The organism is Halosolutus halophilus (assembly GCF_022869805.1).
Lineage (GTDB): Archaea > Halobacteriota > Halobacteria > Halobacteriales > Natrialbaceae > Halosolutus > Halosolutus halophilus.
Genome location: NZ_CP094974.1, coordinates 3,816,514 through 3,837,329 on the forward strand (window position 1 = coordinate 3,816,514; position 20,816 = coordinate 3,837,329).

Below are 20,816 nucleotides of genomic sequence, written 5' to 3' on the forward strand. Positions count from 1 at the left end.
GCGAGCGCCGACCGTACCGACGGCTTTTGCCGATGGCCGGACAAAAAGGGGGTATGACGGAACGTGGACCTGGACCAGTTCTCACGGACGACGCCGCACGTGCACTCGGAAGCGCGTGGACCGACGATCGGTCGTGGGGCCTGCTGACGCGACTGACCGAACTGCCACACCGGATGGGGGGCTCCCCCGGCGAACGGCGAGCGGCCGAACTCGTCCGGGAAGCGTTCGCCGACGCCGGCCTCGCGGACGTCCGGATCGACGAATTTCCCGTGCAGTACTGGGAGCGCGGGGAGACCGAGTTCGCGGTCGTCGGCGACCAGCCAACGCGGGGGAGCGATACCGAGGGCACCGGATCGATCGATCGATCCTTCGAGGCCATCGCGCTCCCGTACTCCCCGCCGGGGGACATCGAGGGGCCGCTGGTCGACGTCGGCTACGGCACGCCCGACGAGATCGAAGCGGCGGGATCGGTCGTCCAGGGCGGCATCGCCGTCGCGAGCACGACGACGCCCCCCGACCAGCGGTTCGTCCACCGGATGGAGAAGTTCGGGCACGCGGTCGCCGCCGGCGCGGCGGCGTTCGTCTTCGCCAACCACGTCCCTGGTCAGTTACCGCCGACGGGGGCGCTGCGATTCGACGCTGAGGCGGCCGTCCCCGGCGTCGGCGTCAGCGCCGAGACCCACGACTGGCTGAGCGAGTACGCCGATCGGGGAGCGAGAGCGCGGATCCGCGTCGACGCGACGACCCGCCGGGGGTCGAGCCAGAACGTTCACGGGGTTCTCGGAGGTGTCCCAGGTGAAAACGCGGACGAGGAGGTACTCGTCCTCGCACACTACGACGCCCACGACGTCGGCGAGGGTGCACTCGACAACGGCTGTGGGATCGCCACCGTCGTCGGTGCCGCGAGGGCCCTCGCGGCGATCGAGGACGAACTCGCGTGTCCGGTGCGGATCGCCGGCGTCGGCTGCGAGGAGATCGGCCTGCTCGGTGCCGAGGCGCTGGCCGACGACCTCGATCCGGACGCGATCCGGGCGGTCGTCAACGTCGACGGCGCGGGCCGGTTCCGGAACCTGCGGGCGCTCACGCACGGCTCGGAGACGATGGCCGAGGTGACCGAGCGCGTCGCCGACGAGGTCGGACAGCCGATCGGCCGGGAGCCCGAGCCGCACCCGTTCAGCGACCACTGGCCGTTCCTGCGGGCGGGCGTCCCCGCGCTGCAACTGCACAGCGAACCGCCCGAAGGGAGCGAGCGCGGCCGTGGCTGGGGGCACACGACGGCGGATACGCGGGACAAGGTCGATCCGCGCAACCTGCGCGAACACGCGATGCTGACGGCGCTGCTGGTTCGCGAACTCACGCGAGCGGACGTGCCACGGGTCGACGAGGCAGACCTCCGCGATCGGCTCCGCGATCAGGACTACGAACCGGGGATGCGCGCGGCCGACGTCTGGCCCGCCGCGTGGGAGTCGTAGGGTCGGCTCCCAGTCACCGCAGCCTCGATCGCGAGACAGTGTTGCGATCGACGGGTGAATCGTGGAAGGCGAGCCTATCAGCGGACGATCGTTAGAACGGGACGTCCTCCGGCACGTCGCGCGGGGTCCCCTCGCCGGCCATCCCGTCGAAGCCGAGGGTGACCGACACGCGATCGATCGCGTCGATCTCGCCCGGGAGCCGTTGCTGGATCGCCTGGGTCGTCATCGGGCTGATCCCGCAGCCGTCGCAGGCGCCGCTGAGGGTGATCGAGACGTGGCGCTCGTCGCGGTCGACGCCGGTGATCGCGAAGTCGCCGCCGTGGGCCTCGATCTGCGGGAAGTTCCGCCTGAGAAACAGCGAGACGGCGTCTCTGATCTCGTCTTCCGGGGATCGGTCCGACGGGGATTCACTCATACGAACCCGTAGGGGGTCGAAGGGAAATAACCCTGTCCACGATCGGTTTCGGGTCCCGGGCTATCCGCGCATTTCGGCGTCGACCGCGGTCCGGACGACGCGCGCGATTCCGAGCATCGCGACGTAGCTCCCGGCGGCGACCAGCGCGGCGAACAGGACGATTCCGAGCGCGATCGCGCCGGCGTTTCCGTGTGACAACAGCCCCGCGACGACGAACCGGTAGCTGAGGAAGACGACGAGGATGCCGGCTGCGACCCGAATCGACGCCCGCCAGTACGCTCCGTACTCCTCCGGCGAGAGATCCATGCTCCGGCGTGTGCGGTCGGCGATAAAAAGTGTACCCGAGTCCGATCCGGCGCGAGCGGGATCCGGGGTCGACCGGAGTCGATCGACGGCGGATCGATCGGGGTGTCGACCGACCGACGAGGGGTCAGTCGATCCCGTCGGCCACTTGCCCGGCCACTCGCGCGCCCGTCAGCCGATCGATCCGCCGGCGTTCGAACACGGCCCGGGCGCTCTCGGCCGCCCGCTCGTCGATCGTGAATTCGAGGTCCGGGTACGCGACGTCGGTCAGGACCAGCGGTTCGGGCGGCGCGGGCGCGATTCCCTCGTGGCCCGGCAGCGGATCGGATGCGAGAACTCGATCGATCTTTTCGGGCGTCTCGTCGCCGGTCCCCACGGCGTGTGCCAGGGAGACGACCCGCCGAACCAGTTCGCGGGCGAACCCGCCCGCGGAAACGGTGATCACGAGAACGTCGCCGTCCCGCGTCGCCTCGACGGTCAAGTCTCGCTCGGTGTTGCGATCGTCCGGCGTGAGGTTGTGGACGTCGTGCCTGCCGGAGAGCGCCTCGCAGGCCGTGTGAAACCGATCGTCGTCGACCCGTGCACCCAGGCCGCCGTCGAGAGGGGTGTCGTCGGTCCGAGTTCGATCGCCGTCGGCGGGCGGCGCGTACAGGTGATACGTGTACGCCCGCCGCGTGGCGTCGTGCGTGGCGTGGAACGACGGGGATACGTCGGCGGCCGCCCACGCCCGGACGTCCGCGGGGAGGTCGGCGTCGAACGCGCGCGGCGTGAGCCAGTCGGGGACCACCAGGGCGATCGTCTGGGCGAGGGCGGAGACGCCCGCGTCGGTTCGGCCGGCGGCGGCGTAGCCGGCCGGCCGATCGGGGCCCTCGCGATCGGCGTCGGGATCGTACGCGCCGAGCGATCGGAGTGCGCCGAAGATGGCATCCTCGACGGTCGGAACGTCGGGCTGGCGCTGGAAGCCGTGGTAGCCGGTACCGTCGTAGGCGATCCGGAACGCGCGCGTAGGCATCGATTCGACGGAGGAGTGCCAGCGTGTTAGGTACGTCGACACCGATCGAGACGAAATACACGACGAGAGCGGGGCGATCGTCGATCAGCTCGAACCCCACGACGGGTGCGTGTCTTAAACGGCCCCGATATCGAGGATGGCAAGCCACCCTGCTAGCCGTCCTCCGTCCGGATAGAGGAGGAACGTCCATGGCGAGATACGAGTTTACCTGTCCGGACTGCACGGCACGCCTCGAGTTCGACGAGCGACAGCGATCGGTCGCGATACGGAGCGGGTGTCCGCTCTGTGGCCGTCCGATCGCCGACACCCATTTCGTGACGAGGGAGGGCCGTTCCGCGTGATCGTCCCTCGGGAACGAACGGCGAGAGAAGCGGGCGGGAATCCGGGGGAGTGGTCCGGTCCGTACGAATAGCGGAAAAACGGATTTCGAACGTGTACGCGATATCGTGAATCGCCTGCATACTCCGGGTGGGTGACCTTCCCTACGAGCGGCGGAGGTACCCCCATCTATGGGCGAGTCCAACGAGCGTGACCCGAAGTCACACACTACTGTGCGGAACGTCGTTCTCGTGATCCTCGATACGGCACGATCGAAGAGCGTCGGTGCGTTTCCGGACGACCGGGACGGAACCGGGCCTGCCGACGGCGTCGGTGAAGCGTCCCGGAGCGCACCCCTGTCGAGCGGTCACGAGTGCGACGGGCCGCAACCCACCCCGACACTGTCGCGCCTCGCAGCCGAGGGGACCGCGTTCGAGAACGCGTTCGCGACCGCGCCGTGGACGCTCCCCTCCCACGCGTCGCTGTTCACCGGCCTGTACCCCTCCGAACACGGCACTCACGGCGATCACACCTACCTCGACGACGACCTGCGGACGCTGCCCGAGGCGTTCGCCGACGCGGGCTACCAGACGATCGGCGTCTCGAACAACACCTGGATTACCGAGGAGTTCGGCTTCGATCAGGGGTTCGAGGATCTCCGCAAGGGCTGGCAGTACATCCAGTCCGACGCGGACATGGGCGCAGTCGTCCGCGGCGAGGACGTAAACGAGAAGCTCCAGGCGACCAGGAACCGCCTCTTCGACGGCAATCCGCTGGTCAACGCCGCCAACATCCTCTACAGCGAACTGCTCCAGCCGGCCGGTGACGACGGCGCGGCCCGATCGGTCGACTGGATCGAGAACTGGCTCGGCGGCCGCACCGACGATCGGCCGTTCTTCCTGTTCTGTAACTTCATCGAACCCCACGTCGAGTACGATCCGCCACGGGAGTACGCCGACGAGTTTCTCCCTGCCGGCGCGACCTACGAGGAGGCGACCGCGGTCAGGCAGGATCCCCGGGCCTACGACTGCGACGACTACCAGCTGTCCGATCGGGAGTTCGCGCTGCTCCGGGGGCTCTACCGGGCCGAACTCGCCTACGTCGACGACCAGCTCTCCCGGCTTTGGACGGCACTCGAGGACGCCGGCGAGTGGGACGACACCCTGTTCGTCGTCTGTGGCGACCACGGCGAGCACATCGGCGAACACGGCTTCTTCGGTCACCAGTACAACCTCTACGACACGCTGTTGAACGTCCCGCTGGCGATCCACGGCGGAGCGTTCACCGGCGGCGGCCGTCGTCGCGATCTCGTCCAACTCCTCGATCTTCCCGCGACGCTGCTGGAGACGGTCGGCGTCGACGATCCCGACCTCCTCGCGCAGGGCTCGAGTCGATCGTTCCACCCGCAGTCCGACACCGAGCCGCGGGATGCGGTCTTCGCCGAGTACGTCGCGCCCCAGCCGTCGATCGAGCGCCTCGAGGCGCGGTTCGGCGAGATTCCCGATCGCGTTCGCGAGTTCGATCGGCGCCTGCGGGCGATTCGGACGACCGAGTACAAGTACGTCCACGGCGACGACGGCTTCGAGCGACTCCACCACGTCCCGACCGATCCGGCCGAGCACGACGACGTCGCCACCAGGGAGCGCACACAGGCACGGGCGCTCCGAGACCGGCTCGAGTCCCGGTTCGACCCGATCGCGGACGTCGACGATACCGAGGCGGTCGAGATGCGAGCGGGAACGAAAGAGCGGCTGGCCGACCTGGGCTACCTCTAGTGCGCGTCGCCCGATCGTCGATCGCGGTCGATTTCGCTGACCGGGCAGCCGACGGTATCGCGATCGCACCCGCACTCGCCGATATGAAGCGGACACGTATGCACGCGGAATCGTTTCCGTCATCCGTCGGTACGTGGTCCCGTGCCACCCGCCACGTCCGCCGAGACTTACTCGCTTTCCGCTCGCTGCCTGTACGATCGATCCACCCAGCGTCTGACGGTCGTCGTCGACGCAGCCCCCGCCGACGTCGACGACGTCACGGTCGAAGCGGGCACGACCCGCGTTCGGATCGCGGTCGCCCGCGAGGCGCGCGACGCCGTCTGGACCGTCACGCCGCCGACGCGCCGACACGGCTTCACCGACGAGCGCGAGGCCCACTACCACAACGGCGTGCTCACCGTCTCGATCGGAACGGACCGTCGGTGGCGGTGGTGAGATCGGTCACGAGGACGATCGGCCAGGGAACCGAGTTCGATCACGACGGGGGCGATCGGCCACGCCCCGTGGAACGTAACCGGCGAGCTACGGGTCGCCAGAATGGCTTCGAGAGGCTCGAGAAGCCGTCGTCTTCCTCGTCGGTCTCGTTGTCGCCGCTTTACTCGTCACCGTCGGCGCCGTCACCGCCATCGTCCGCACTGCCGGTGCTTTCGGATTCGTCGGCCTCCTCGACGACGCCAGCCACGAGGTCGTGGACGTTCGACTCCTCCATGGACCGAACCTGCGACGGATAGACGCCGATCGCGACCAGCAGGTCGTCCTCGGTCTCGACGGCCTCGGTCAGATGCAAGAAGACGTCGACGGACTGGCCCTCGAACTCGGCGCTGGCGGTGAATCGGGACATCGTCGTTTCCTGATCGAGGACCGTGACCGTCTCGTCCGCTTCCCGGCTGATGTCGTCGATGCCGTCGTAGTTGTCCTCGACCAGGTCGACGAGTTCCGTGGTCGACATCTCCCCCACCGGGTTGAACTCCCGTCCGGCGATCGAAACCTGTGGCGTCGTCAGGAGCAGAAAGACGGCTCCCCGGGCGTTGCCGAGCGGTCCCATGTCGACGGCTTTCTCGTGTTCGGTGAGGTGATTCGTCACCGTGATCGTCTCCGAGTAGGGCCCCACTTCGAACGTCTCTTCGATCTCGAGCGACTCGATCTCGGTCTGTTCGTACCCGGTCTCCTCGCGGACGCCTGCCTCGACGCCCGCGGGCTGGGATTCGTGTGAATCGAGCCCAGTGAGGCCGAGACAGCCCGCGAGACTCGCGAGTCCGATGCTTCCCGCGCCGGCCAGGACAGTTCTGCGGTCCATCTTGCCGGAGTTTTCGGTTCGGGAACCATGAGTGTGTTGGGTTCTAGACGGTCACGATGCCGCAATAGTGTCTCTCAGTTGTCGTTCTTCCCGTTTTGACCGATTTCTCATCCGGCAGATCGGCACGCGACTCACGGGCACGATGGGGTTCGTCTTCGAGATCGGCGAGGAAAGCGGCTTTCCGGGCCCGATCCCGATCGATGCGCTGTACGACGTCACCGGCTCTTTCGCCCCGAGCCCGACGATTTCAGTGCTCACTACTCGGAGCAGGACACCGACAGGAGCCAGTGGAAGTGCCGATGGGATCGCCACCCGAACGCGCACAATGCGCGCGACCTCGTTCACCCGCCACCGGACGCGGAGACGCCGGGTGAAGACACGTCGTTTCCAGCCGACTGTCGCGACGTGATCGCCGACGGTCTCGGCCAACTCGGCGAACACGTCGATCGGCTCTGGGAGTGAGCTCCGCCGTCAGATTCGTCTCTCCGTCAGGTCACTCCGGATCCAGTTCGGCACCGCACGCCGGACAGACGAGCCCCGAATCGCTCTCGTCCGGGATTCGCATACTATCGTGTCCGCAGTCGGGACACGCGACGTCCCGATCGTCGAGCACGGGAATCCGATCGATCCGAACGTCCTCGGTCTCCCTGGGCGCGCCGATCGCGAGCGCGACGAGGTCCGCCTCGCCGTCGTTGTATCCCGACTGGAACTCGCCGGGAGCGAACCGGATCGCCTCGTCTTTCTCGACCGTGACGTCGCCGGCCCTCGTCTCGAACGTCGCCGTCCCCTCGAGGACGACGAATACCTCCTCCTGGTCCGCGTGGGCGTGCACCGACCCGCTGAACCGCTCGCCCGGTTCGAGGGCGTAGCGCGTGATCGCAAGGTTCGTCGCGTTCAGCGGGTCGGACAGCGCCCGTCGATCGGACTGCCACGCGTTTTCGTACGGCTCCGGATCGATTTCGTCGATCGAGACGTGCTCCATACGCGCCGTTCGTTTCACTGGCGGAAGAATCCCCGTGGGCGATCGATGGATACTCCACCGCCGCTCGCCGGACCGACGCCGGAACTGGGATTGCCGAATCGAGCTCCGATCCCCGGAACAGGCCGCGCGAAGGTTTATCCGGATCTGTCTGGTCCGTCACGAGCATGGCACCGGCTTCGGCACCACGAACGAACGACCTTCGCGAGACGCTCGAAGGCGACGAGGTTGCACTCGGCGTCCTCGAGAGCACGTACAGTCCGGAACTCGTCGAGTTCTACGGCGACCTCGGCCTCGAGTTCGTCTGGATCGACCTCGAACACGCTGGCCCGAGTCCGTGGGACGGCGAGCGAATGGCCGACCTCCTGCGGGCGGCGGACGTCTCCGGCACCGAACTCCTCGTCCGACTGCCGGAACCCGATCCCGGCATGGTCCGGAAGACGCTGGATGCCGGCGTCCGGAATCTCTTCGTCTCGCGGATCGAGACCGCGGACGACGTTCGACGGGCCGTCGAGGCGTCACGGTTCCGGTACGACGGCGACCCCGGAAAACGCGGCTTCGCCAATCCCCGCGCGAGCCGATGGGGAACGACCGACGATTACGTCGAGACGGAGGACGAGGAGATCGTCGTCGGCGTCACGATCGAGTCCCCCGCGGCGATCGAGAACCTCGACGAGATCCTGGCCGTGCCGGACCTCGGGTTCGTGTTCGCCGGCCCGCTCGATCTGGCCGTCTCGCTCGGTCACCCCGGCGAACCGACCCACGACGAGGTACAGGGCGCGGTCGCCGAGATTCGGGAGGGTGCGCTCGACGCCGACGTCCCCCTTGGCGGACTCGGATTCGGTATGGACGACGTCAACGAGAAAGCCGACGCGGGGTACCAGCTCCTGAACCTCGGGAGCACGACCGGCGCGCTGCAGGCTGCGGTCCGATCGTGGCTCGACGAGTACGAGGGGTAGCGGGCCCCGACGACCGGGGCGGGTCCGGGGCGCGAACCCGATCGGGCCGTGATCAGCGGTCCTCCCGCGACGGGCGCTGGGCCGCCGGCGTCCGCGAGAGGACCCGGCCGAACAGGTCGCGGTTGTCCGCGACGAGCCGGTACGCCCCCTCGCGGAGGCGCCTGTAGTCCTCGAAGTTCCGCAGGAATTCGATGGTGTCGCCGACGGGGCCACCGCTGTCGTATCGGCGGAGCGCTTCTTCGATCGACGCCCCGCAGGAGTACACCCGCTCGTCGGTCACGAGGTGTGCACACTCCTCGTAGTACTCCGGCAGGTGCTCGCGCAACTCGGGCGTGAGATCGCTGAACCCGACGATTCGAACGTCCGTCCGATCGTCGACGTACTCGGCCCACCACGTACAGAAGCCGCAGTCGTCGTCGTAGACGAGGGTCGGCTCGATCATATTCGTCCTGTCGGGCCGCAGCCACTAACGTCTGACTCCAAATCCACGATCGATCGAGTCGGCAGAACAGTATTGGCGGAGGTGACCAATCGAGGGGCAGAAGCAGCGCGGCCCGATCGCTCTCTGAATGCAGGGCCCACGCGAAGCGACGACCGGCTATCGCTCGAAGACGAGTCCGTAGTGGTACGGTGGCAGATCGACCCGCCGCGTCCGATCGAAGTCGGCGGCGTCGTCGACGAGTGTCCGCGTTTCGGCGGGCGAGAGTCGGAGTTCGGTCGGCGGTCCTCGCGGATCGCCGGCGACCGTCGTCTCCGTTCTCGGGAGCGGCAACCAGTTGATCACGACGAAGGACCCGGCGGTCTCGAGCGCGGTACACACCTGTTCGACGAACGCCGTCGGGTCCTCGATCCCGTGGAACGCGTTCGCGAGCAGGCAGACGTCCATCGGTTCCGGCAGGTGGGATGCGAGCGATCGGGCGTCGCCGCGGACGGGAACGACGTTTTCGATCCGCTGCTGGTCGGCGATTGTCTCGAGTTCCGCGAGCAGGGTTTCGTCGAGGTCGAGGGCGTATACCGGGGCGGGGTCGGTGATCCGGGCGGCCGGGAGCGCGAAGTAGCCGTTCCCGCTCCCGATTTCGACGAGCGAGTCACCGGCCGCGACCCCGAGTCGCCGGAGCGTTTCGCCAGGCGTCGGCCAGAGCCGTCCCCACCAGTCCCAGTCCGGCTGTCCCGTGTTTCGAAAGCGATCCATGGTGGGGGTTCGAAGTGCACGGAGTATAATCGTTTGGCTGCCGCCGAGAGAGCGGGAATCGACGCGCTCGAGCGCTGCCACGTGGCTGTGGCTCCGACGGCGTCCCGGAGCGCGGCGCCGCAGCCAGTGCTTCGTTTCGAAGCCTCTTTTTCGCCGTCTTCGAAAGGAGCCGTGTGAACGACGATCGACTGCAGTTCTGGGCCCTCTATCTCGCCCGCTTCGCGGAGGGGTTCGGGTTCATCACGCTGATCACGCTGCTGCCGTACTACATCAATACGCTCGAACCGACCGGAACGACGATCCTCGGCCTGACGATCAGCGCCGGACTCGTCGTCGGACTGTACACGACGGGGTTCACGCTCGCCCAGACGGCCGCCGTCGTCCCGATCGCGTGGGCGGGAGACCGCTTCGACAAACGAACTGTCTTGCTCGTCGTCCTCGGGATCGGAATCGGCGTCTACGGGCTGTTCCCGGTCGTCGATTCGAGTCTCTCGTTCATCGCGATCCGCGCACTGCAAGGGGTCGCCGTCACCGGTTCCGGGCTGATGTCGCTGTCGCTCGTCGGTCAACTCGCCGCGGGGGGCACGCGAGCGAACTACATCGGCAAGGCGAACGCGGCGAGTTTCGCCGCGTCGATCGGCGGGAGTCTCAGCGCGGGGACGCTCTACGAGGCGTTCGGGTTCGGCCCGATCTTCGCGATCATCGTCTGCCTGCTGCTCGTCGCGTGGCTCGGCACGCTCCGCTACCTCGAGGCCGACGAGACGCGCATCCCCGGTTTCCCGTTCGCCGACCTCGCGCTCAACCGGCGCATCCTCACCCTCTCGAGCTTTCGCTTCCAGTACGCGTTTTCGGTCACGCTGGTTCGAACGTGGGTACCGATCTTCGCCGGCGTCGCCGCCGCGCAGGGCGGGCTGGCCTACGGTGGCCTCGCGGTCGCGCTTACCGTCGTCGCCGAGAAGTTCACCAACATGTGCTGCCAGCCGTTCACGGGCCGACTCTCCGACGGGTACGGACGAGCACTGTTCGTCTTCGCGGGCGGAGGAGCGTACGGACTGATCGCGCTGTTCGTTCCCCTCTCGCCGGCGATCGGAGCGGCGCTCGGGTCGCCGTCCGAACTCGTCGTGACGGTTCCGACGGTGCTCGCGGGCGCGGCGCTGCCGGCGTGGCTACCAGCCGGAACGGTCCCGGCGCAGGTCACGCTGTTCGGTGCGGTTTCGCCGGCGTTCCTGCCGCTCGTCGCCCTCTCGGGGCTGCTGGGAATCGCGGACAGTTTCCGCGAGCCGGCGAGCATGGCGCTGTTCGCCGACGAAGGAACCGACGACGGAGGCGTCGCCTCGAGTTTCGGCATTCGCGAACTCGTCTGGCGTCCGGGAAGCGTTATCGCGCCCCTGCTGGGCGGCTGGCTCATGTACGAAGTGAACATGGCATCAGTGTTCTACGTCGGTGGTGCGTTCGCGCTGACCGGCGTCGGGTCGTTCCTCGCCATCCTGGTGTGGTTCCACGGGACGAACGCACTGACGGAGTGGTGATGACAACGTCCGGTCCCCGGCGCAGCGATCGATCGCTACCCGTCGCTTCCCGCCGCATCGAGCGCGTCGGTGACGATCGTCTCGTGATCGAACCCCATCGCGGGCAGGTCTTCGGGATCGAACAGGTCGACTGCCCGGGCCTCCTCGAGCGGCCGTGGCTCGGCACCGGCGACCGGTGCGCAGCGAAACGCCGCGCTGACGTTCCCTCTCGGGTCCCGATCGGGTTCGTCGTACAGGCCGACGAACCGATCGGCGGTGACGTCCATCCCGACTTCTTCCGCGACCTCGCGTTCACACGCGGACCGGGCGGTCTCGCCGCGTTCGACGAGTCCACCCGGTAACACCCAGTCACCGTCGTACGGCTCGTGGTCGCGTTGCATCAGGAGGAGTTGCCCGTCGACGAAGACGACGCCGTCGGTCGCCAGGACTCGCAACCGTTCGGGATCCATACGCGACGGTACGGGCGACAGGGACTTCAAATCGCGATCGGGTCCCTGTTGACCGCTCGAGGACGCTCCGCGAGCGTCGGTTCAAACCAGCTGAATCACGTTCCCGTTCGACGTCACGTGCAGATCACGTCCGAGCGTGTAGCCGCGATCGGACGCGAGGTCGACGTACCCCGAAAAGCCGCTCATCTCCTGGTGGGCAGGGATGAGGTGCTCCGGCCGGAGCGCGTCGAGCATCTCGTAGTGGCCTTCCTGACGGAGGTGACCCGAGACGTGGACGTCGGAGTAGACCCGTGCCCCTTGCATGCCGAGCAGTTTTTCGGCCTGGTAGCGCTGGCCCTCGTTCGTCGGCTCCGGAATGACGCGGGCGGAGAAGACGACCTTGTCACCGGGATCGAGGTCGTACGGCGTCTCGCCGCGTGCCATCCGCGTGAGCAGCGCCCGCGGTTCGCCCTGGTGGCCCGTCACGACGGGCAGGAAGTTCCCCTTCCCGTCGTTCATGATCCGTTCCAGGGTCTGGTCGATCGACCGGCGATACCCGACCATTTCGACGTCCGACGGGAAGTCGACGCCGAGCCGTTTCGCGGTCCCCGAATACTTCTCCATCGATCGGCCGAGCAGGATCGGCTGACGGCCGATCTCCCGCGCGAACTCGATAAGCGACTTCACCCGGGCGATGTGGCTCGCGAACGTCGTGGCGACGATGCCGCCGTCGTAGTCCTCCATGCTGTAGAGGGTGTCCCGCAGATGCTCGCGGGCGACGTTCTCGGAGGGCGTCCGGCCCTTCTTGTTCGCGTTCGTACAGTCCTCGATGTAACAGAGGACGCCGTCGCCCTCGCGACCGATCTCGCGGAACCGCTCCATGTCGATCGGGTCGCCGATGACCGGCGTGTGGTCCATCCGCTTGTCCAGTCCGTAGACGATCGCCCCTTCCGGCGTGTGCAGCACGGGATTGATCGCCTGGATGATCGAGTGGGTGACGTTGACGAACTCGAGTTCGCAGCCGTGGTCGCCGATCGACATCGTTTCGCCGGCCTCCATCGTGAGCAGGTCGTTGTCGAAACCGAACTTCTGCTCGTCGTCGACTTCTCCCTCGACCAGTTCGATCGTGAACGGCGTCCCGACGACTGGTGCGTCGTACCGGTGGGCGAGTTTGCTGATCGCCCCGATGTGATCCAGGTGGCCGTGGGTCGGCACGATCGCCCGGACGTCGCCCTCGAGATCGCTCATGACCCGATCGTCGGGGATGGCGCCCATGTCGATCAGGTCGAGGCTGTGCATCCCCTCGGTTCGGATGTTGTCGTGAATCAGGACCTTCGACAGGTTCAGTCCCATGTCGAAGATCACGATGTCGTCACCGGCGCGAACAGCCGTCATCTGTCGCCCGACTTCCTCGTAGCCGCCGATCGTCGCGATTTCAATTTCCATTGGTGGAGCCGATCATAGCAGTCCCGGGGGACAGTCGTACAGCCAGCACGGCTGGCGGTGTGAGAACAGATCGGGCCTGCAGACGGGCGCCGTCGATCGCGTCCCTCGCAGTACCGTTCGATCCCAACTGCGCCACGGACAGCGCGTGTTTCGGTTAGGTCAACAACGATCCTCTGGACGTAAGTAATCCTCGGTCGCCTCTCTCTCAGCCTGCAGTTGTCGGGATTTGAAGGCCTCAGCGGTCGCCACGACGGCCGAGATTCACACCCCGACGACGGCCGCACGGCCGGCGAGGAAATCGTGCGCCGGCATCGCGACGGCCGTTACACGCTCGCGTTCGAGATACCTGACGTCCGAAGCAATTCCTCAAATATGCCGCGAGGAGTTATTCGATGTGAACGTGACCGTCACTTCGTACGGTTACCGCGTATCCCTCGTACTCGAACTCGATTCGAACTGGTCCTTCAGAGCGGGAGACCAGCCCGGCAAGTGCGTCCGGATCGACGACCTCGTAAAGCGAGTCGAGATCGAGCGGATCAGCATCTTTCGCATCCGCGACCATCATAACGACCGCTGTTGCAGGTTCGTCCCAAGTTCCCGATTCGTCATCCCCCTTGCAGATGTCGGTTTGCATCGTTTACCACAGATTATCAATATCATAAACGGGTACCGTCCGTTCATCACTGTTCAATCCCCATCCATCCATGAACGCCGCCGTTACTCTCTCTATCGGCGTCTGGCCGGATTTCAGATGCTGGTAACGAACACGTCAGAACGGTCGTATGATTTAAATACAGGTAGTGAAAATCGCCCTCCGTAACAGACTCGGAGACAGATCAAGAAACGGAGGAATCGGGCGCACAGGCCGATGGACTGGCCGGTCGACTCGAACGTTAGTGCTCACGCGCGTGTGACCGAGAGCGGGCACGGGCGCGGAGGGATTTGAACCCCCGACATCTTGGTCCGGAACCAAGGACTCTGTCCACTGAGCTACGCGCCCTCGGGACAACCTAGTCCGATCGGCGACATAACGATTCCCCTTCCGATCGGTCGCCGACGACTTACAGCGACGACTCGGTGTCCGCCGTCTCGTGACCGGGGGACTCACTAACTGGAGACCGCTCGGATGCGATCGTGATTTCGAGTTCGCCGTCGGTAGCCGCGATGGTGACACCGTGGCCACCGTAGGTGAACTCGATCGAGTCGAAGCCGGATCCCGACCGGCAGAGCGCATCGAGCGCGTCGGGATCGATCGCAGAGTAGAGAGGCTCGAGATCGAGCGGATCGACCCCCTTGACGCGAGCGAGTAGATCGATAACGGCCGTACTGGGGCTCCGATCGTCCGCGACAGCGATCGTCGTAGAGGTGTCCGATGTGTTCATGACTACTGGTGAGGGTGGCAGAGGTGAAGAAAATGGCCCAATATTTCAGCAACAGCGTATCAGAGAGGAAGAAGCCGGACGTCGTCGTCCGATCGGTTCCTCACCGCTCGGCTGGAGGTACCGATCAAAAATACGGGTCGGTGATCGGTTCGCGAACGCGGTGTGCGATCGGGAGGGGAATCCGACGGTGTTACCGTCTCACTCCCGGCGCGGAACCTCGTGCCGGCCGAACCCGTACCGGAGCCGGTTCGCCAGCCGACGCGAGAACCGGCCGTCGTCGGCTCGCGAGCCGAACCGTTCGGCCAGCGAGGTGTAGATCAGCGGCAGTGGCACTTCCTGTTCGAGGGCCTCCTGGACCGTCCACGTGCCGGTCGAACCGCCTTCGACCCGGTCCGCCACGTCGCCGAGGTCGGTCCCCTCCTCGCGGAACGCCTCCTCGCAGAGTTCGAGCAGCCACGAACGGATCACGGCGCCGTTGTTCCAGACCGACGCCACGGACTCGAGGTCGAGGTCGTACCGGCCCTCGTGGAGGAGTTCGAACCCCTCGCCGTAGGCCTGCATCAGCGCGTACTCGACGCCGTTGTGAACCATCTTGACGTAGTGACCGGAGCCAGCGGGCCCCATCCGGTCGTGGCCGTCGGGACCGGTCGCGACGGCGTCGAAGACGGGGGAGAGTTCGTCGTAGGCCCACTCGGGACCGCCGACCATCAGCGAGAAGCCCAGTTCCGCTCCCGCGGGACCGCCGGAGGTGCCACAGTCGAGGTAGGCCGCGGGACAGGACTCCGCCCGGCGGACGGAGTCCTCGAAGGAGGAGTTGCCGCCGTCGACGACCACGTCCTCGCCGTCGAGGTGGGGTTCGAGTTCCTCGAGCGTCACGTCGACCGCCTCGCCCGCGGGAACCATCAGCCAGATGCGCTTGTCCGAACCGAGTCGATCGACGAGGTCGGCGATCGAGTCGGCCGGTTCCGCGCCCGCGTCGGCGGCCGTGGCGACGGCGTCCGCGTCGAGGTCGAAGGCCACGACGTCGTGCCCCGCCGCGAGCGTGCGATCCACGACGATCTGTCCCATGCGTCCGAGTCCGATTACGCCCAGTTGCATGGTCGATGCTGGGCGGGGCTGTGAAGTAGGGGTTGTGATTCGGCGGCCGGCGACGCTCGATCGATCGGTCCCACGGCGCGACCCGGGTGCGTCGGCCCTGGGGAAGCGGTGACGTGACGGAGACAGGAGAGCGATTGGAGGGAAGTCGTTCGAATACGGCGGCTGACGACCCCGGCCGGCAATCCGTGGAGACGTGGCCCGCCAGCGCCGTCACTGGAGCGGGTCTTCGAGTCGCGCCCAGCCGATCGCGTCGAGGACGACGATCCGGTCCTCGTAGCGGACGTAGACGCCATTGTACTCGCAGCCGGTGGCGTCGTAGTACGGGAGCGACCTCCGGACGGCGTCGACGACCGTCCACGCGCCGTCGCGCTCGAGCGTGACGTGTTCCCACTCCTCGCGCGCGTCGTTGCGGACCGCCCGATCGATCGCGCGTCGCGCGCCGGGAATTCGATCGAGACGGTCGGACGTCGCGTCGACGACGGTCGCGCCGGACGGAACGTCCTCGACGATGCGCGCACCGAGATCCGCCTTCGATCGTGCCGCGGTGCTCCGCGAACGCCCCGCTCGGAGCACGTATCCGGCAGCGGCGGCCGTCCCGACCGCGAGAAGCGAGAGTCCGATCTCTTTACCCCTGATCATTATGCGAGTACGTAACAGTAACCGATTAAGTATCTTTCGGCAGAATGTCCGTCTTCGAGTACTATCTTCGACGAGTGGTCAGCGGGTCTAGATTACAGGGACGCCGACAGGTTCGTCGTGATCGCGCCGGCCACGACGAGCAGGGCGAGGCCGACGACCGCCGCGGCCCGGTAGAACGGCAACGCGTCGGCAGCGGGTTCGCGGAGTTTCTTCCCGTTGAGACCGGCCTCGAACCGCTTGGATCCCACCTCGACGAGTCCGGCGAAGGCGAGCCAGAGCGCGATCATCGCGAGCACGAGTTGCCCGTTGACGGTCCCGACGAGGCTGGCGGCGGTGTATCGCGTCCCCGCGAGGTGACCACCGGTTAGAAACAGGACCAGCGCGCTCGCCCGCGAAATCATCGTGAGTCGTCCCGCGATCCGTTCGAGCGGCGTCGTCGTGTTGAACGCCCCGTCCCGTGCGAGGGGGATCACGACGAACGCGACGTAGAAGACGCTACCGGCCCAGATAGCGGCGAAGAGCAGGTGCACTGTCTGGGCGAGGAACGTATCAACCATACAGGGTGGCTCGAAGCACGATGGTATCAGCGTTCCGACTCGCAGCCGCAATCGGCGCGAACGCGGCGGCCGGTCACTCGAGCCACTCGGGCGTCCACGCGACCAGTCGCCGCCGGAAGCCGGCGTAAACGATCGAGACCGCGAGGCCGCCGAGGACGACGGCAGCGAACCAGCCGTCGAAGACGGACAGGGCGAGCACCGCGAGCACGACGGCGAGCGCTGCGTCTTCGGGTGCGCCGTCGTACCGGATCCACCGCCGCGGCCGCAGCCAGCGCCCACGGACGTGATCGTAGACCGCCCGATCGCTCGGGTTCGTCCAGGGATCCATCTCCGGGCCGCCGCCGAGGGCGTCGCTCGCCGCGTGGAGCCACGCGGCCACCGCCAGCGCCGCGATGGCGACGGTGACCGGGGACGGAACGAGTACCGCGAGACCCGCCGCGAGCACTGCCGGAACGACGCCGACGACGGGAAAGTGGAAGCTCCGCCGGTGCTCGAGGACGAGATCGAAGTCCGGCGCGAGACCGCCGCCGATCGCGCCGACCGCGAGCGGGCCGGCGAACTCCGGCGCGGCGTAGGCGACGGGCGCGACGACTGCGAGTCCCGCGAACACGTGCGTCGTCGCCATCATGGCACTGCGTAGGCGGGCGAGGGAGAAAACGATGAGTGAAGCGGCACGACAGTCAGTCACCTCACGCTGGTTCCCGATCGATCGCGGTCGATCGGGTGCGCGAGCGCTGGCTCGCCGCGTATCGGTCTCGGTGCGCAGTGGACCGCGGCCTCCCCGGATCGATTCAATGGACCGAGAGGTGACGCGGACGCACCGGCGCGGTTCCCCAGGTCGCAGCCGCGACGGCGGTCGTGACCGGCTGTAGTGGCCCCGAGGAAGAAGACGGAGAACCAGAGACGGAAGACGACCTGTCGGCCTACCGCTGTGAGAGCCTTCCGGACGCGATAGAAGACGAAATCGGGATCGGCGACGAGTAGCAGCGACGCTCGAATCGCACCGATATCCACACCGGGGACATCGGACCGCGGAGTTCGTGAACGACCGGCCGGCGGTCACACTCGGTTTCGAGAGACGTCGATCGTGACGGGAGCCACGCGGCTGGCAGTATTACCGATCGTTTCGGGGGAGAATACAGCGAATCCGTCGGTCGTCACTGCCGAGAGGACGTGGTTCTGCAGGCGTCGTTTTCGCGCGTCGACGGAGTATCACGCCGGTACGCAACTGGTCGTCACTCCAATTTCGCCGGGACAGCCGATCGTCACTCCAGGTTCTCGCCCTGGTAACTGCCGTCGTAGCTGTCCTCGTGGTTCGCCTCGGCGAACACCAGCTGAGCGATCCGCGCCCCGCGTTCGATCTCGACGTCGTGGTGGACTTGCAACAGCCCCTCGCCACGGCCCTCGTAGCCGGCGTCCCAGACTGCCGTGTTGAGCATACAGGAGTTGCGCATGAGCGACGATCGCGGATAGACGAAGCCGACGTGGCCGGTCGGGACTTCGATCCGCTCGCCGTAGCGGGCGACGTAGGCCCCCGCGGGCAGGTAGTAGGTATCCGGATCCTTCTGCTCGAGTTCCTCGAGCGGACGGGCGATCCGATCGCCGATCTGCTTGCCGTCCCGGCCGATTCGTCCCGGCTCCAGCTGCTGGAAGACGACGTCGAGGGTGAGATCGACGCCGTTGGGCTGGACCTGCTCCTCGGTGAGCGGCGAGACGTGGTCGGCGACGAACGAACCTGAACGGAACATATGCTCGCAACGCTCCGGAAGTGAGATAAGGGATTCGTTCGGCCCCGGTCCGATCGAACCGTCGACGACCTGGATTCCGATCGCCCGCGACACGAGCGACGAACGTCAGGTTAGTTGGCGAAAATCACTCGAAGAATGCCACACTGAAGGGGGAATCCACACGGTCGATCCCTACAGAAACACGCTGGTTTTATCACGACGGACAGCCGAGATTCGGGTGCTATGGGACAGACTCTTACCGAAAAGGTTCTCGACGACCACCTCGTCGAGGGTGAACTCGAGACCGGCGAGGAGATCGGGATCGAGATCGACCAGGTACTCACACAGGACACGACAGGCACGATGGTCTGGCTCCAGTTCGAAGCGATGGGACTGGACGAGGTCCAGACCGAGGTCGCGGCCCAGTACTGTGACCACCAGACCTACCAGTTCGACTTCAAAAACACCGACGACCACCGTTTCCTCCGCTCTGCGGCCGGCAAATACGGCGCTCACTTCTCTCGCCCCGGAAACGGGATCTGTCACAACGTCCACCGCGAGAACTTCGCGGCCCCCGGCAAGACGCTGCTGGGCTCGGACAGCCACACCCCGACCCCCGGCGGCCTCGGCCAGCTCGCGATCGGTGCCGGCGGGATCGACGTCACCGTCGCGATGGGTGGCGCACCCTACTACATCGAGATGCCCGAGATCGTCAACGTCCGACTCGAGGGCGAACTCCCCGAGTGGGCCACCGCCAAGGACGTCATCCTCGAGATGCTCCGTCGCCTCTCCGTGAAGGGCGGCGTCGGCAAGATCCTCGAGTACACCGGCCCCGGCGTCGAGACGCTCACCGCGCCCGAGCGGATGACCATCACCAACATGGGGACGGAACTCGGCGCCACGACGTCGATCTTCCCGACCGACGAGCAGACCCAGGACTACCTCGAGCGCGTCGGCCGCGGCGACGAGTACGTCGAACTCCAGCCCGACGACGACGCCGAGTACGACGACGAAATCGTCGTCGACCTCTCGGAGCTCGAGCCGCTGATCGCCCAGCCGTCGATGCCCGACAACGTCGTCCCCGTCAGCGAGGCCGCCGGCCAGTCCGTCGAACAGGTCATCGTCGGCTCCTGTACGAACGGGGGCTACGAGGACATCCTCCCCGTCGCGAAGATGCTCGAGGGCCGCGAAGTCTCGATGGAGACCGAGACGATCGTCGCGCCCGGTTCCAAGCAGGCCTCCGAGATGCTCGCCCGCGAAGGGTGGGTCGCGGAGATGATGGCCGCCGGCGTCAACTTCTCCGAGGCCACCTGTGGTGCGTGTATCGGGATCGGTCACGTCCCGTCCTCCGATTCCGTCTCGCTGCGGACCTTCAACCGCAACTTCGAGGGCCGCTCGGGCATCGAAGACGACAACGTCTACCTCTGTTCGCCGGAGGTCGCGGCGGCGGCCGCGATCAAAGGCGAGATCGTCGACCCGCGCGACCTCGCCGACGAACTCGGCGACCTCGAGGCCCCCGGCGTCGAACTCCCCGACGAGTACACCGGCTCGAAGACCGACCTCATCAGCCCCGACGAGGCCGTCGACGACGAACTCATCAAGGGCCCGAACATCGGCGACGTCCCGCTGAAGGATCAGCTGGACTCCGACATTCGGGGCGAGGCGCTGCTCAAGATGGAGGACAACATCACGACCGACCACATCATCCCCGCGACCCAGGACATCCTGATGTACCGGTCGAACGTCCCCAAACTCTCCGAGTTCACGCTCTCGCGCGTCGACGACACCTTCGCCGAGCGTGCGCTCGAGGCCGACGGCGGCTTCCTCGTCGCCGGCGAGAACTACGGACAGGGCTCCTCGCGCGAACACGCCGCACTCTGTCCGATGTACCTCGGCATCGAGGGCGTCCTCGCACAGAGCTTCGCGCGCATCCACCGCGCGAACCTCTTCAACTTCGGCATCGTCCCGCTGACGATCGACGAGGAGACCTACGAGTCGATCGACCAGGGAGACGAGATCGAGATCGTCGACGACGTCTACGAGGCCGTCACCAGCGGCCAGGAAGAGTTTACCGTCCGCGTCGGTGACGAAGAGTACACCGCGACGCTGGACGCCTCCGAACGCGAACGCGCGATCCTCGCGGCCGGTGGCAAGCTCTCCTGGACGAAAGAGCAGGCCGAAGACGGCAGCGGCGCTGCGCCCGCCGACGACTGATCGCCGCCCGCGACCGAATCCGTATTTTTCGAGACTGCGCCGTCGTCGAGCAGCGGCTTCGATCGCCCGATCGC

General features: G+C 66.6%; 25 protein-coding genes and 1 tRNA gene. 9 read left to right on the plus strand and 17 right to left on the minus strand.

What is annotated here, in order from left to right; genetic code table 11:
* Window positions 1–53 precede the first annotated feature (53 nt).
* Window positions 54–1,472 (plus strand): M28 family peptidase, encoded by a 1,419-nt coding sequence (locus MUG98_RS18780; protein ID WP_265108950.1) that lies wholly within the window; start codon window positions 54–56, stop codon window positions 1,470–1,472.
* Between the two features lie 91 nt (window positions 1,473–1,563).
* Here the strand turns inward: MUG98_RS18780 and MUG98_RS18785 are convergent, their stop codons facing one another.
* The 3 genes from MUG98_RS18785 to truA all read right to left on the minus strand — a co-directional run bounded on the left by MUG98_RS18785 (window position 1,564) and on the right by truA (window position 3,202).
* A complete protein-coding gene (locus tag MUG98_RS18785) occupies window positions 1,564–1,887 on the minus strand; it encodes a NifU family protein (protein ID WP_265108951.1) in 324 nt (107 codons plus the stop codon).
* A gap of 60 nt (window positions 1,888–1,947) precedes the next feature.
* A complete protein-coding gene (locus MUG98_RS18790; protein WP_265108952.1) occupies window positions 1,948–2,193 on the minus strand; it encodes a hypothetical protein in 246 nt (81 codons plus the stop codon).
* Window positions 2,194–2,317: 124 nt separating this feature from the next.
* Window positions 2,318–3,202 (minus strand): tRNA pseudouridine(38-40) synthase TruA, encoded by an 885-nt coding sequence (truA, locus tag MUG98_RS18795; RefSeq protein ID WP_265108953.1) that lies wholly within the window; start codon window positions 3,200–3,202, stop codon window positions 2,318–2,320.
* Between the two features lie 188 nt (window positions 3,203–3,390).
* On the opposite strand from truA, the gene MUG98_RS18800 reads away from it, so the two are divergent.
* The 3 genes from MUG98_RS18800 (at window position 3,391) to MUG98_RS18810 (ending at window position 5,730) form a co-directional block, all read left to right on the plus strand.
* Window positions 3,391–3,543 carry a DUF7560 family zinc ribbon protein gene (locus tag MUG98_RS18800; RefSeq protein ID WP_265108954.1) on the plus strand — a complete coding sequence of 51 codons (153 nt, stop codon included), beginning with the start codon at window positions 3,391–3,393 and terminating at the stop codon, window positions 3,541–3,543.
* A 168-nt stretch (window positions 3,544–3,711) separates the two neighbouring features.
* Window positions 3,712–5,295, plus strand: coding sequence for a sulfatase (locus MUG98_RS18805; RefSeq protein WP_265108955.1), 1,584 nt, complete (start codon window positions 3,712–3,714; stop codon window positions 5,293–5,295).
* Window positions 5,296–5,436: 141 nt separating this feature from the next.
* Entirely contained in the window at window positions 5,437–5,730 is a 294-nt protein-coding gene (locus MUG98_RS18810; protein WP_265108956.1) for an Hsp20/alpha crystallin family protein, read from the plus strand.
* Window positions 5,731–5,890: 160 nt separating this feature from the next.
* Here the strand turns inward: MUG98_RS18810 and MUG98_RS18815 are convergent, their stop codons facing one another.
* The gene (locus MUG98_RS18815) at window positions 5,891–6,592 is read right to left on the minus strand and encodes a DUF6517 family protein (RefSeq protein WP_265108957.1); all 702 of its coding nucleotides are present in this window, start codon (window positions 6,590–6,592) and stop codon (window positions 5,891–5,893) included.
* A 102-nt stretch (window positions 6,593–6,694) separates the two neighbouring features.
* Between MUG98_RS18815 and MUG98_RS25675 the strand changes: the two genes are divergently transcribed.
* Window positions 6,695–7,054 carry a toxin-antitoxin system TumE family protein gene (locus tag MUG98_RS25675; RefSeq protein ID WP_486606257.1) on the plus strand — a complete coding sequence of 120 codons (360 nt, stop codon included), beginning with the start codon at window positions 6,695–6,697 and terminating at the stop codon, window positions 7,052–7,054.
* A 31-nt stretch (window positions 7,055–7,085) separates the two neighbouring features.
* On the opposite strand, the gene MUG98_RS18820 is transcribed toward MUG98_RS25675, so the two are convergent.
* The gene (locus tag MUG98_RS18820) at window positions 7,086–7,574 is read right to left on the minus strand and encodes a cupin domain-containing protein (protein WP_265108958.1); all 489 of its coding nucleotides are present in this window, start codon (window positions 7,572–7,574) and stop codon (window positions 7,086–7,088) included.
* Between the two features lie 164 nt (window positions 7,575–7,738).
* On the opposite strand from MUG98_RS18820, the gene MUG98_RS18825 reads away from it, so the two are divergent.
* Window positions 7,739–8,530: an HpcH/HpaI aldolase family protein gene (locus tag MUG98_RS18825; RefSeq protein ID WP_265108959.1), complete on the plus strand. Its 792-nt coding sequence runs from the start codon at window positions 7,739–7,741 to the stop codon at window positions 8,528–8,530.
* A gap of 52 nt (window positions 8,531–8,582) precedes the next feature.
* Here MUG98_RS18825 and MUG98_RS18830 read toward each other — a convergent pair whose 3' ends face one another.
* A complete protein-coding gene (locus MUG98_RS18830) occupies window positions 8,583–8,972 on the minus strand; it encodes a DUF393 domain-containing protein (protein ID WP_265108960.1) in 390 nt (129 codons plus the stop codon).
* Between the two features lie 156 nt (window positions 8,973–9,128).
* A complete protein-coding gene (locus MUG98_RS18835; RefSeq protein WP_265108961.1) occupies window positions 9,129–9,722 on the minus strand; it encodes a class I SAM-dependent methyltransferase in 594 nt (197 codons plus the stop codon).
* Window positions 9,723–9,895: 173 nt separating this feature from the next.
* Between MUG98_RS18835 and MUG98_RS18840 the strand changes: the two genes are divergently transcribed.
* Window positions 9,896–11,251: an MFS transporter gene (locus MUG98_RS18840; protein ID WP_265108962.1), complete on the plus strand. Its 1,356-nt coding sequence runs from the start codon at window positions 9,896–9,898 to the stop codon at window positions 11,249–11,251.
* Window positions 11,252–11,286: 35 nt separating this feature from the next.
* On the opposite strand, the gene MUG98_RS18845 is transcribed toward MUG98_RS18840, so the two are convergent.
* The 9 genes from MUG98_RS18845 to MUG98_RS18885 all read right to left on the minus strand — a co-directional run bounded on the left by MUG98_RS18845 (window position 11,287) and on the right by MUG98_RS18885 (window position 17,429).
* Entirely contained in the window at window positions 11,287–11,700 is a 414-nt protein-coding gene (locus MUG98_RS18845; protein ID WP_265108963.1) for an NUDIX domain-containing protein, read from the minus strand.
* Window positions 11,701–11,781: 81 nt separating this feature from the next.
* The gene (locus MUG98_RS18850) at window positions 11,782–13,125 is read right to left on the minus strand and encodes a ribonuclease J (protein ID WP_265108964.1); all 1,344 of its coding nucleotides are present in this window, start codon (window positions 13,123–13,125) and stop codon (window positions 11,782–11,784) included.
* 385 nt (window positions 13,126–13,510) lie between these two features.
* A complete protein-coding gene (locus MUG98_RS18855) occupies window positions 13,511–13,759 on the minus strand; it encodes a HalOD1 output domain-containing protein (RefSeq protein ID WP_265108965.1) in 249 nt (82 codons plus the stop codon).
* 293 nt (window positions 13,760–14,052) lie between these two features.
* Window positions 14,053–14,125 (minus strand) — tRNA-Arg (locus tag MUG98_RS18860).
* 61 nt (window positions 14,126–14,186) lie between these two features.
* The gene (locus MUG98_RS18865) at window positions 14,187–14,507 is read right to left on the minus strand and encodes a HalOD1 output domain-containing protein (protein WP_265108966.1); all 321 of its coding nucleotides are present in this window, start codon (window positions 14,505–14,507) and stop codon (window positions 14,187–14,189) included.
* A 198-nt stretch (window positions 14,508–14,705) separates the two neighbouring features.
* Window positions 14,706–15,605: a phosphogluconate dehydrogenase (NAD(+)-dependent, decarboxylating) gene (gene gnd, locus MUG98_RS18870; protein WP_265108967.1), complete on the minus strand. Its 900-nt coding sequence runs from the start codon at window positions 15,603–15,605 to the stop codon at window positions 14,706–14,708.
* A 210-nt stretch (window positions 15,606–15,815) separates the two neighbouring features.
* Window positions 15,816–16,244, minus strand: coding sequence for a hypothetical protein (locus MUG98_RS18875; protein WP_265108968.1), 429 nt, complete (start codon window positions 16,242–16,244; stop codon window positions 15,816–15,818).
* Window positions 16,245–16,336: 92 nt separating this feature from the next.
* Entirely contained in the window at window positions 16,337–16,801 is a 465-nt protein-coding gene (locus MUG98_RS18880) for a copper resistance protein CopD (RefSeq protein WP_265108969.1), read from the minus strand.
* Between the two features lie 73 nt (window positions 16,802–16,874).
* A complete protein-coding gene (locus MUG98_RS18885; RefSeq protein WP_265108970.1) occupies window positions 16,875–17,429 on the minus strand; it encodes a metal-dependent hydrolase in 555 nt (184 codons plus the stop codon).
* A 230-nt stretch (window positions 17,430–17,659) separates the two neighbouring features.
* Between MUG98_RS18885 and MUG98_RS18890 the strand changes: the two genes are divergently transcribed.
* The gene (locus tag MUG98_RS18890; RefSeq protein WP_265108971.1) at window positions 17,660–17,785 is read left to right on the plus strand and encodes a hypothetical protein; all 126 of its coding nucleotides are present in this window, start codon (window positions 17,660–17,662) and stop codon (window positions 17,783–17,785) included.
* Between the two features lie 281 nt (window positions 17,786–18,066).
* On the opposite strand, the gene MUG98_RS18895 is transcribed toward MUG98_RS18890, so the two are convergent.
* On the minus strand, window positions 18,067–18,549 hold the full coding sequence (locus MUG98_RS18895; RefSeq protein WP_265108972.1) for a deoxyuridine 5'-triphosphate nucleotidohydrolase: 483 nt from the start codon (window positions 18,547–18,549) through the stop codon (window positions 18,067–18,069).
* 222 nt (window positions 18,550–18,771) lie between these two features.
* On the opposite strand from MUG98_RS18895, the gene MUG98_RS18900 reads away from it, so the two are divergent.
* Window positions 18,772–20,742, plus strand: coding sequence for an aconitate hydratase (locus tag MUG98_RS18900; RefSeq protein ID WP_265108973.1), 1,971 nt, complete (start codon window positions 18,772–18,774; stop codon window positions 20,740–20,742).
* Window positions 20,743–20,816: the final 74 nt, after the last annotated feature.

Bases quoted from the DNA above. Each gene is read 5' to 3' on its own strand.
- MUG98_RS18820 (WP_265108958.1), bottom strand. From the start codon at position 7,574: ATGGAGCACGTCTCGATCGACGAAATCGATCCGGAGCCGTACGAAAAC.
- MUG98_RS18845 (WP_265108963.1), bottom strand. From the start codon at position 11,700: ATGGATCCCGAACGGTTGCGAGTCCTGGCGACCGACGGCGTCGTCTTC.
- MUG98_RS18825 (WP_265108959.1), top strand. From the start codon at position 7,739: ATGGCACCGGCTTCGGCACCACGAACGAACGACCTTCGCGAGACGCTC.
- MUG98_RS18830 (WP_265108960.1), bottom strand. From the start codon at position 8,972: ATGATCGAGCCGACCCTCGTCTACGACGACGACTGCGGCTTCTGTACG.
- MUG98_RS18805 (WP_265108955.1), top strand. From the start codon at position 3,712: ATGGGCGAGTCCAACGAGCGTGACCCGAAGTCACACACTACTGTGCGG.
- MUG98_RS18875 (WP_265108968.1), bottom strand. From the start codon at position 16,244: ATGATCAGGGGTAAAGAGATCGGACTCTCGCTTCTCGCGGTCGGGACG.
- MUG98_RS18780 (WP_265108950.1), top strand. From the start codon at position 54: ATGACGGAACGTGGACCTGGACCAGTTCTCACGGACGACGCCGCACGT.
- MUG98_RS18885 (WP_265108970.1), bottom strand. From the start codon at position 17,429: ATGATGGCGACGACGCACGTGTTCGCGGGACTCGCAGTCGTCGCGCCC.
- MUG98_RS18900 (WP_265108973.1), top strand. From the start codon at position 18,772: ATGGGACAGACTCTTACCGAAAAGGTTCTCGACGACCACCTCGTCGAG.
- MUG98_RS18790 (WP_265108952.1), bottom strand. From the start codon at position 2,193: ATGGATCTCTCGCCGGAGGAGTACGGAGCGTACTGGCGGGCGTCGATT.
- MUG98_RS18815 (WP_265108957.1), bottom strand. From the start codon at position 6,592: ATGGACCGCAGAACTGTCCTGGCCGGCGCGGGAAGCATCGGACTCGCG.
- MUG98_RS18835 (WP_265108961.1), bottom strand. From the start codon at position 9,722: ATGGATCGCTTTCGAAACACGGGACAGCCGGACTGGGACTGGTGGGGA.
- MUG98_RS18855 (WP_265108965.1), bottom strand. From the start codon at position 13,759: ATGCAAACCGACATCTGCAAGGGGGATGACGAATCGGGAACTTGGGAC.
- MUG98_RS18800 (WP_265108954.1), top strand. From the start codon at position 3,391: ATGGCGAGATACGAGTTTACCTGTCCGGACTGCACGGCACGCCTCGAG.
- MUG98_RS18895 (WP_265108972.1), bottom strand. From the start codon at position 18,549: ATGTTCCGTTCAGGTTCGTTCGTCGCCGACCACGTCTCGCCGCTCACC.
- MUG98_RS18785 (WP_265108951.1), bottom strand. From the start codon at position 1,887: ATGAGTGAATCCCCGTCGGACCGATCCCCGGAAGACGAGATCAGAGAC.
- gnd (WP_265108967.1), bottom strand. From the start codon at position 15,605: ATGCAACTGGGCGTAATCGGACTCGGACGCATGGGACAGATCGTCGTG.
- MUG98_RS18850 (WP_265108964.1), bottom strand. From the start codon at position 13,125: ATGGAAATTGAAATCGCGACGATCGGCGGCTACGAGGAAGTCGGGCGA.
- MUG98_RS18880 (WP_265108969.1), bottom strand. From the start codon at position 16,801: ATGGTTGATACGTTCCTCGCCCAGACAGTGCACCTGCTCTTCGCCGCT.
- truA (WP_265108953.1), bottom strand. From the start codon at position 3,202: ATGCCTACGCGCGCGTTCCGGATCGCCTACGACGGTACCGGCTACCAC.
- MUG98_RS18865 (WP_265108966.1), bottom strand. From the start codon at position 14,507: ATGAACACATCGGACACCTCTACGACGATCGCTGTCGCGGACGATCGG.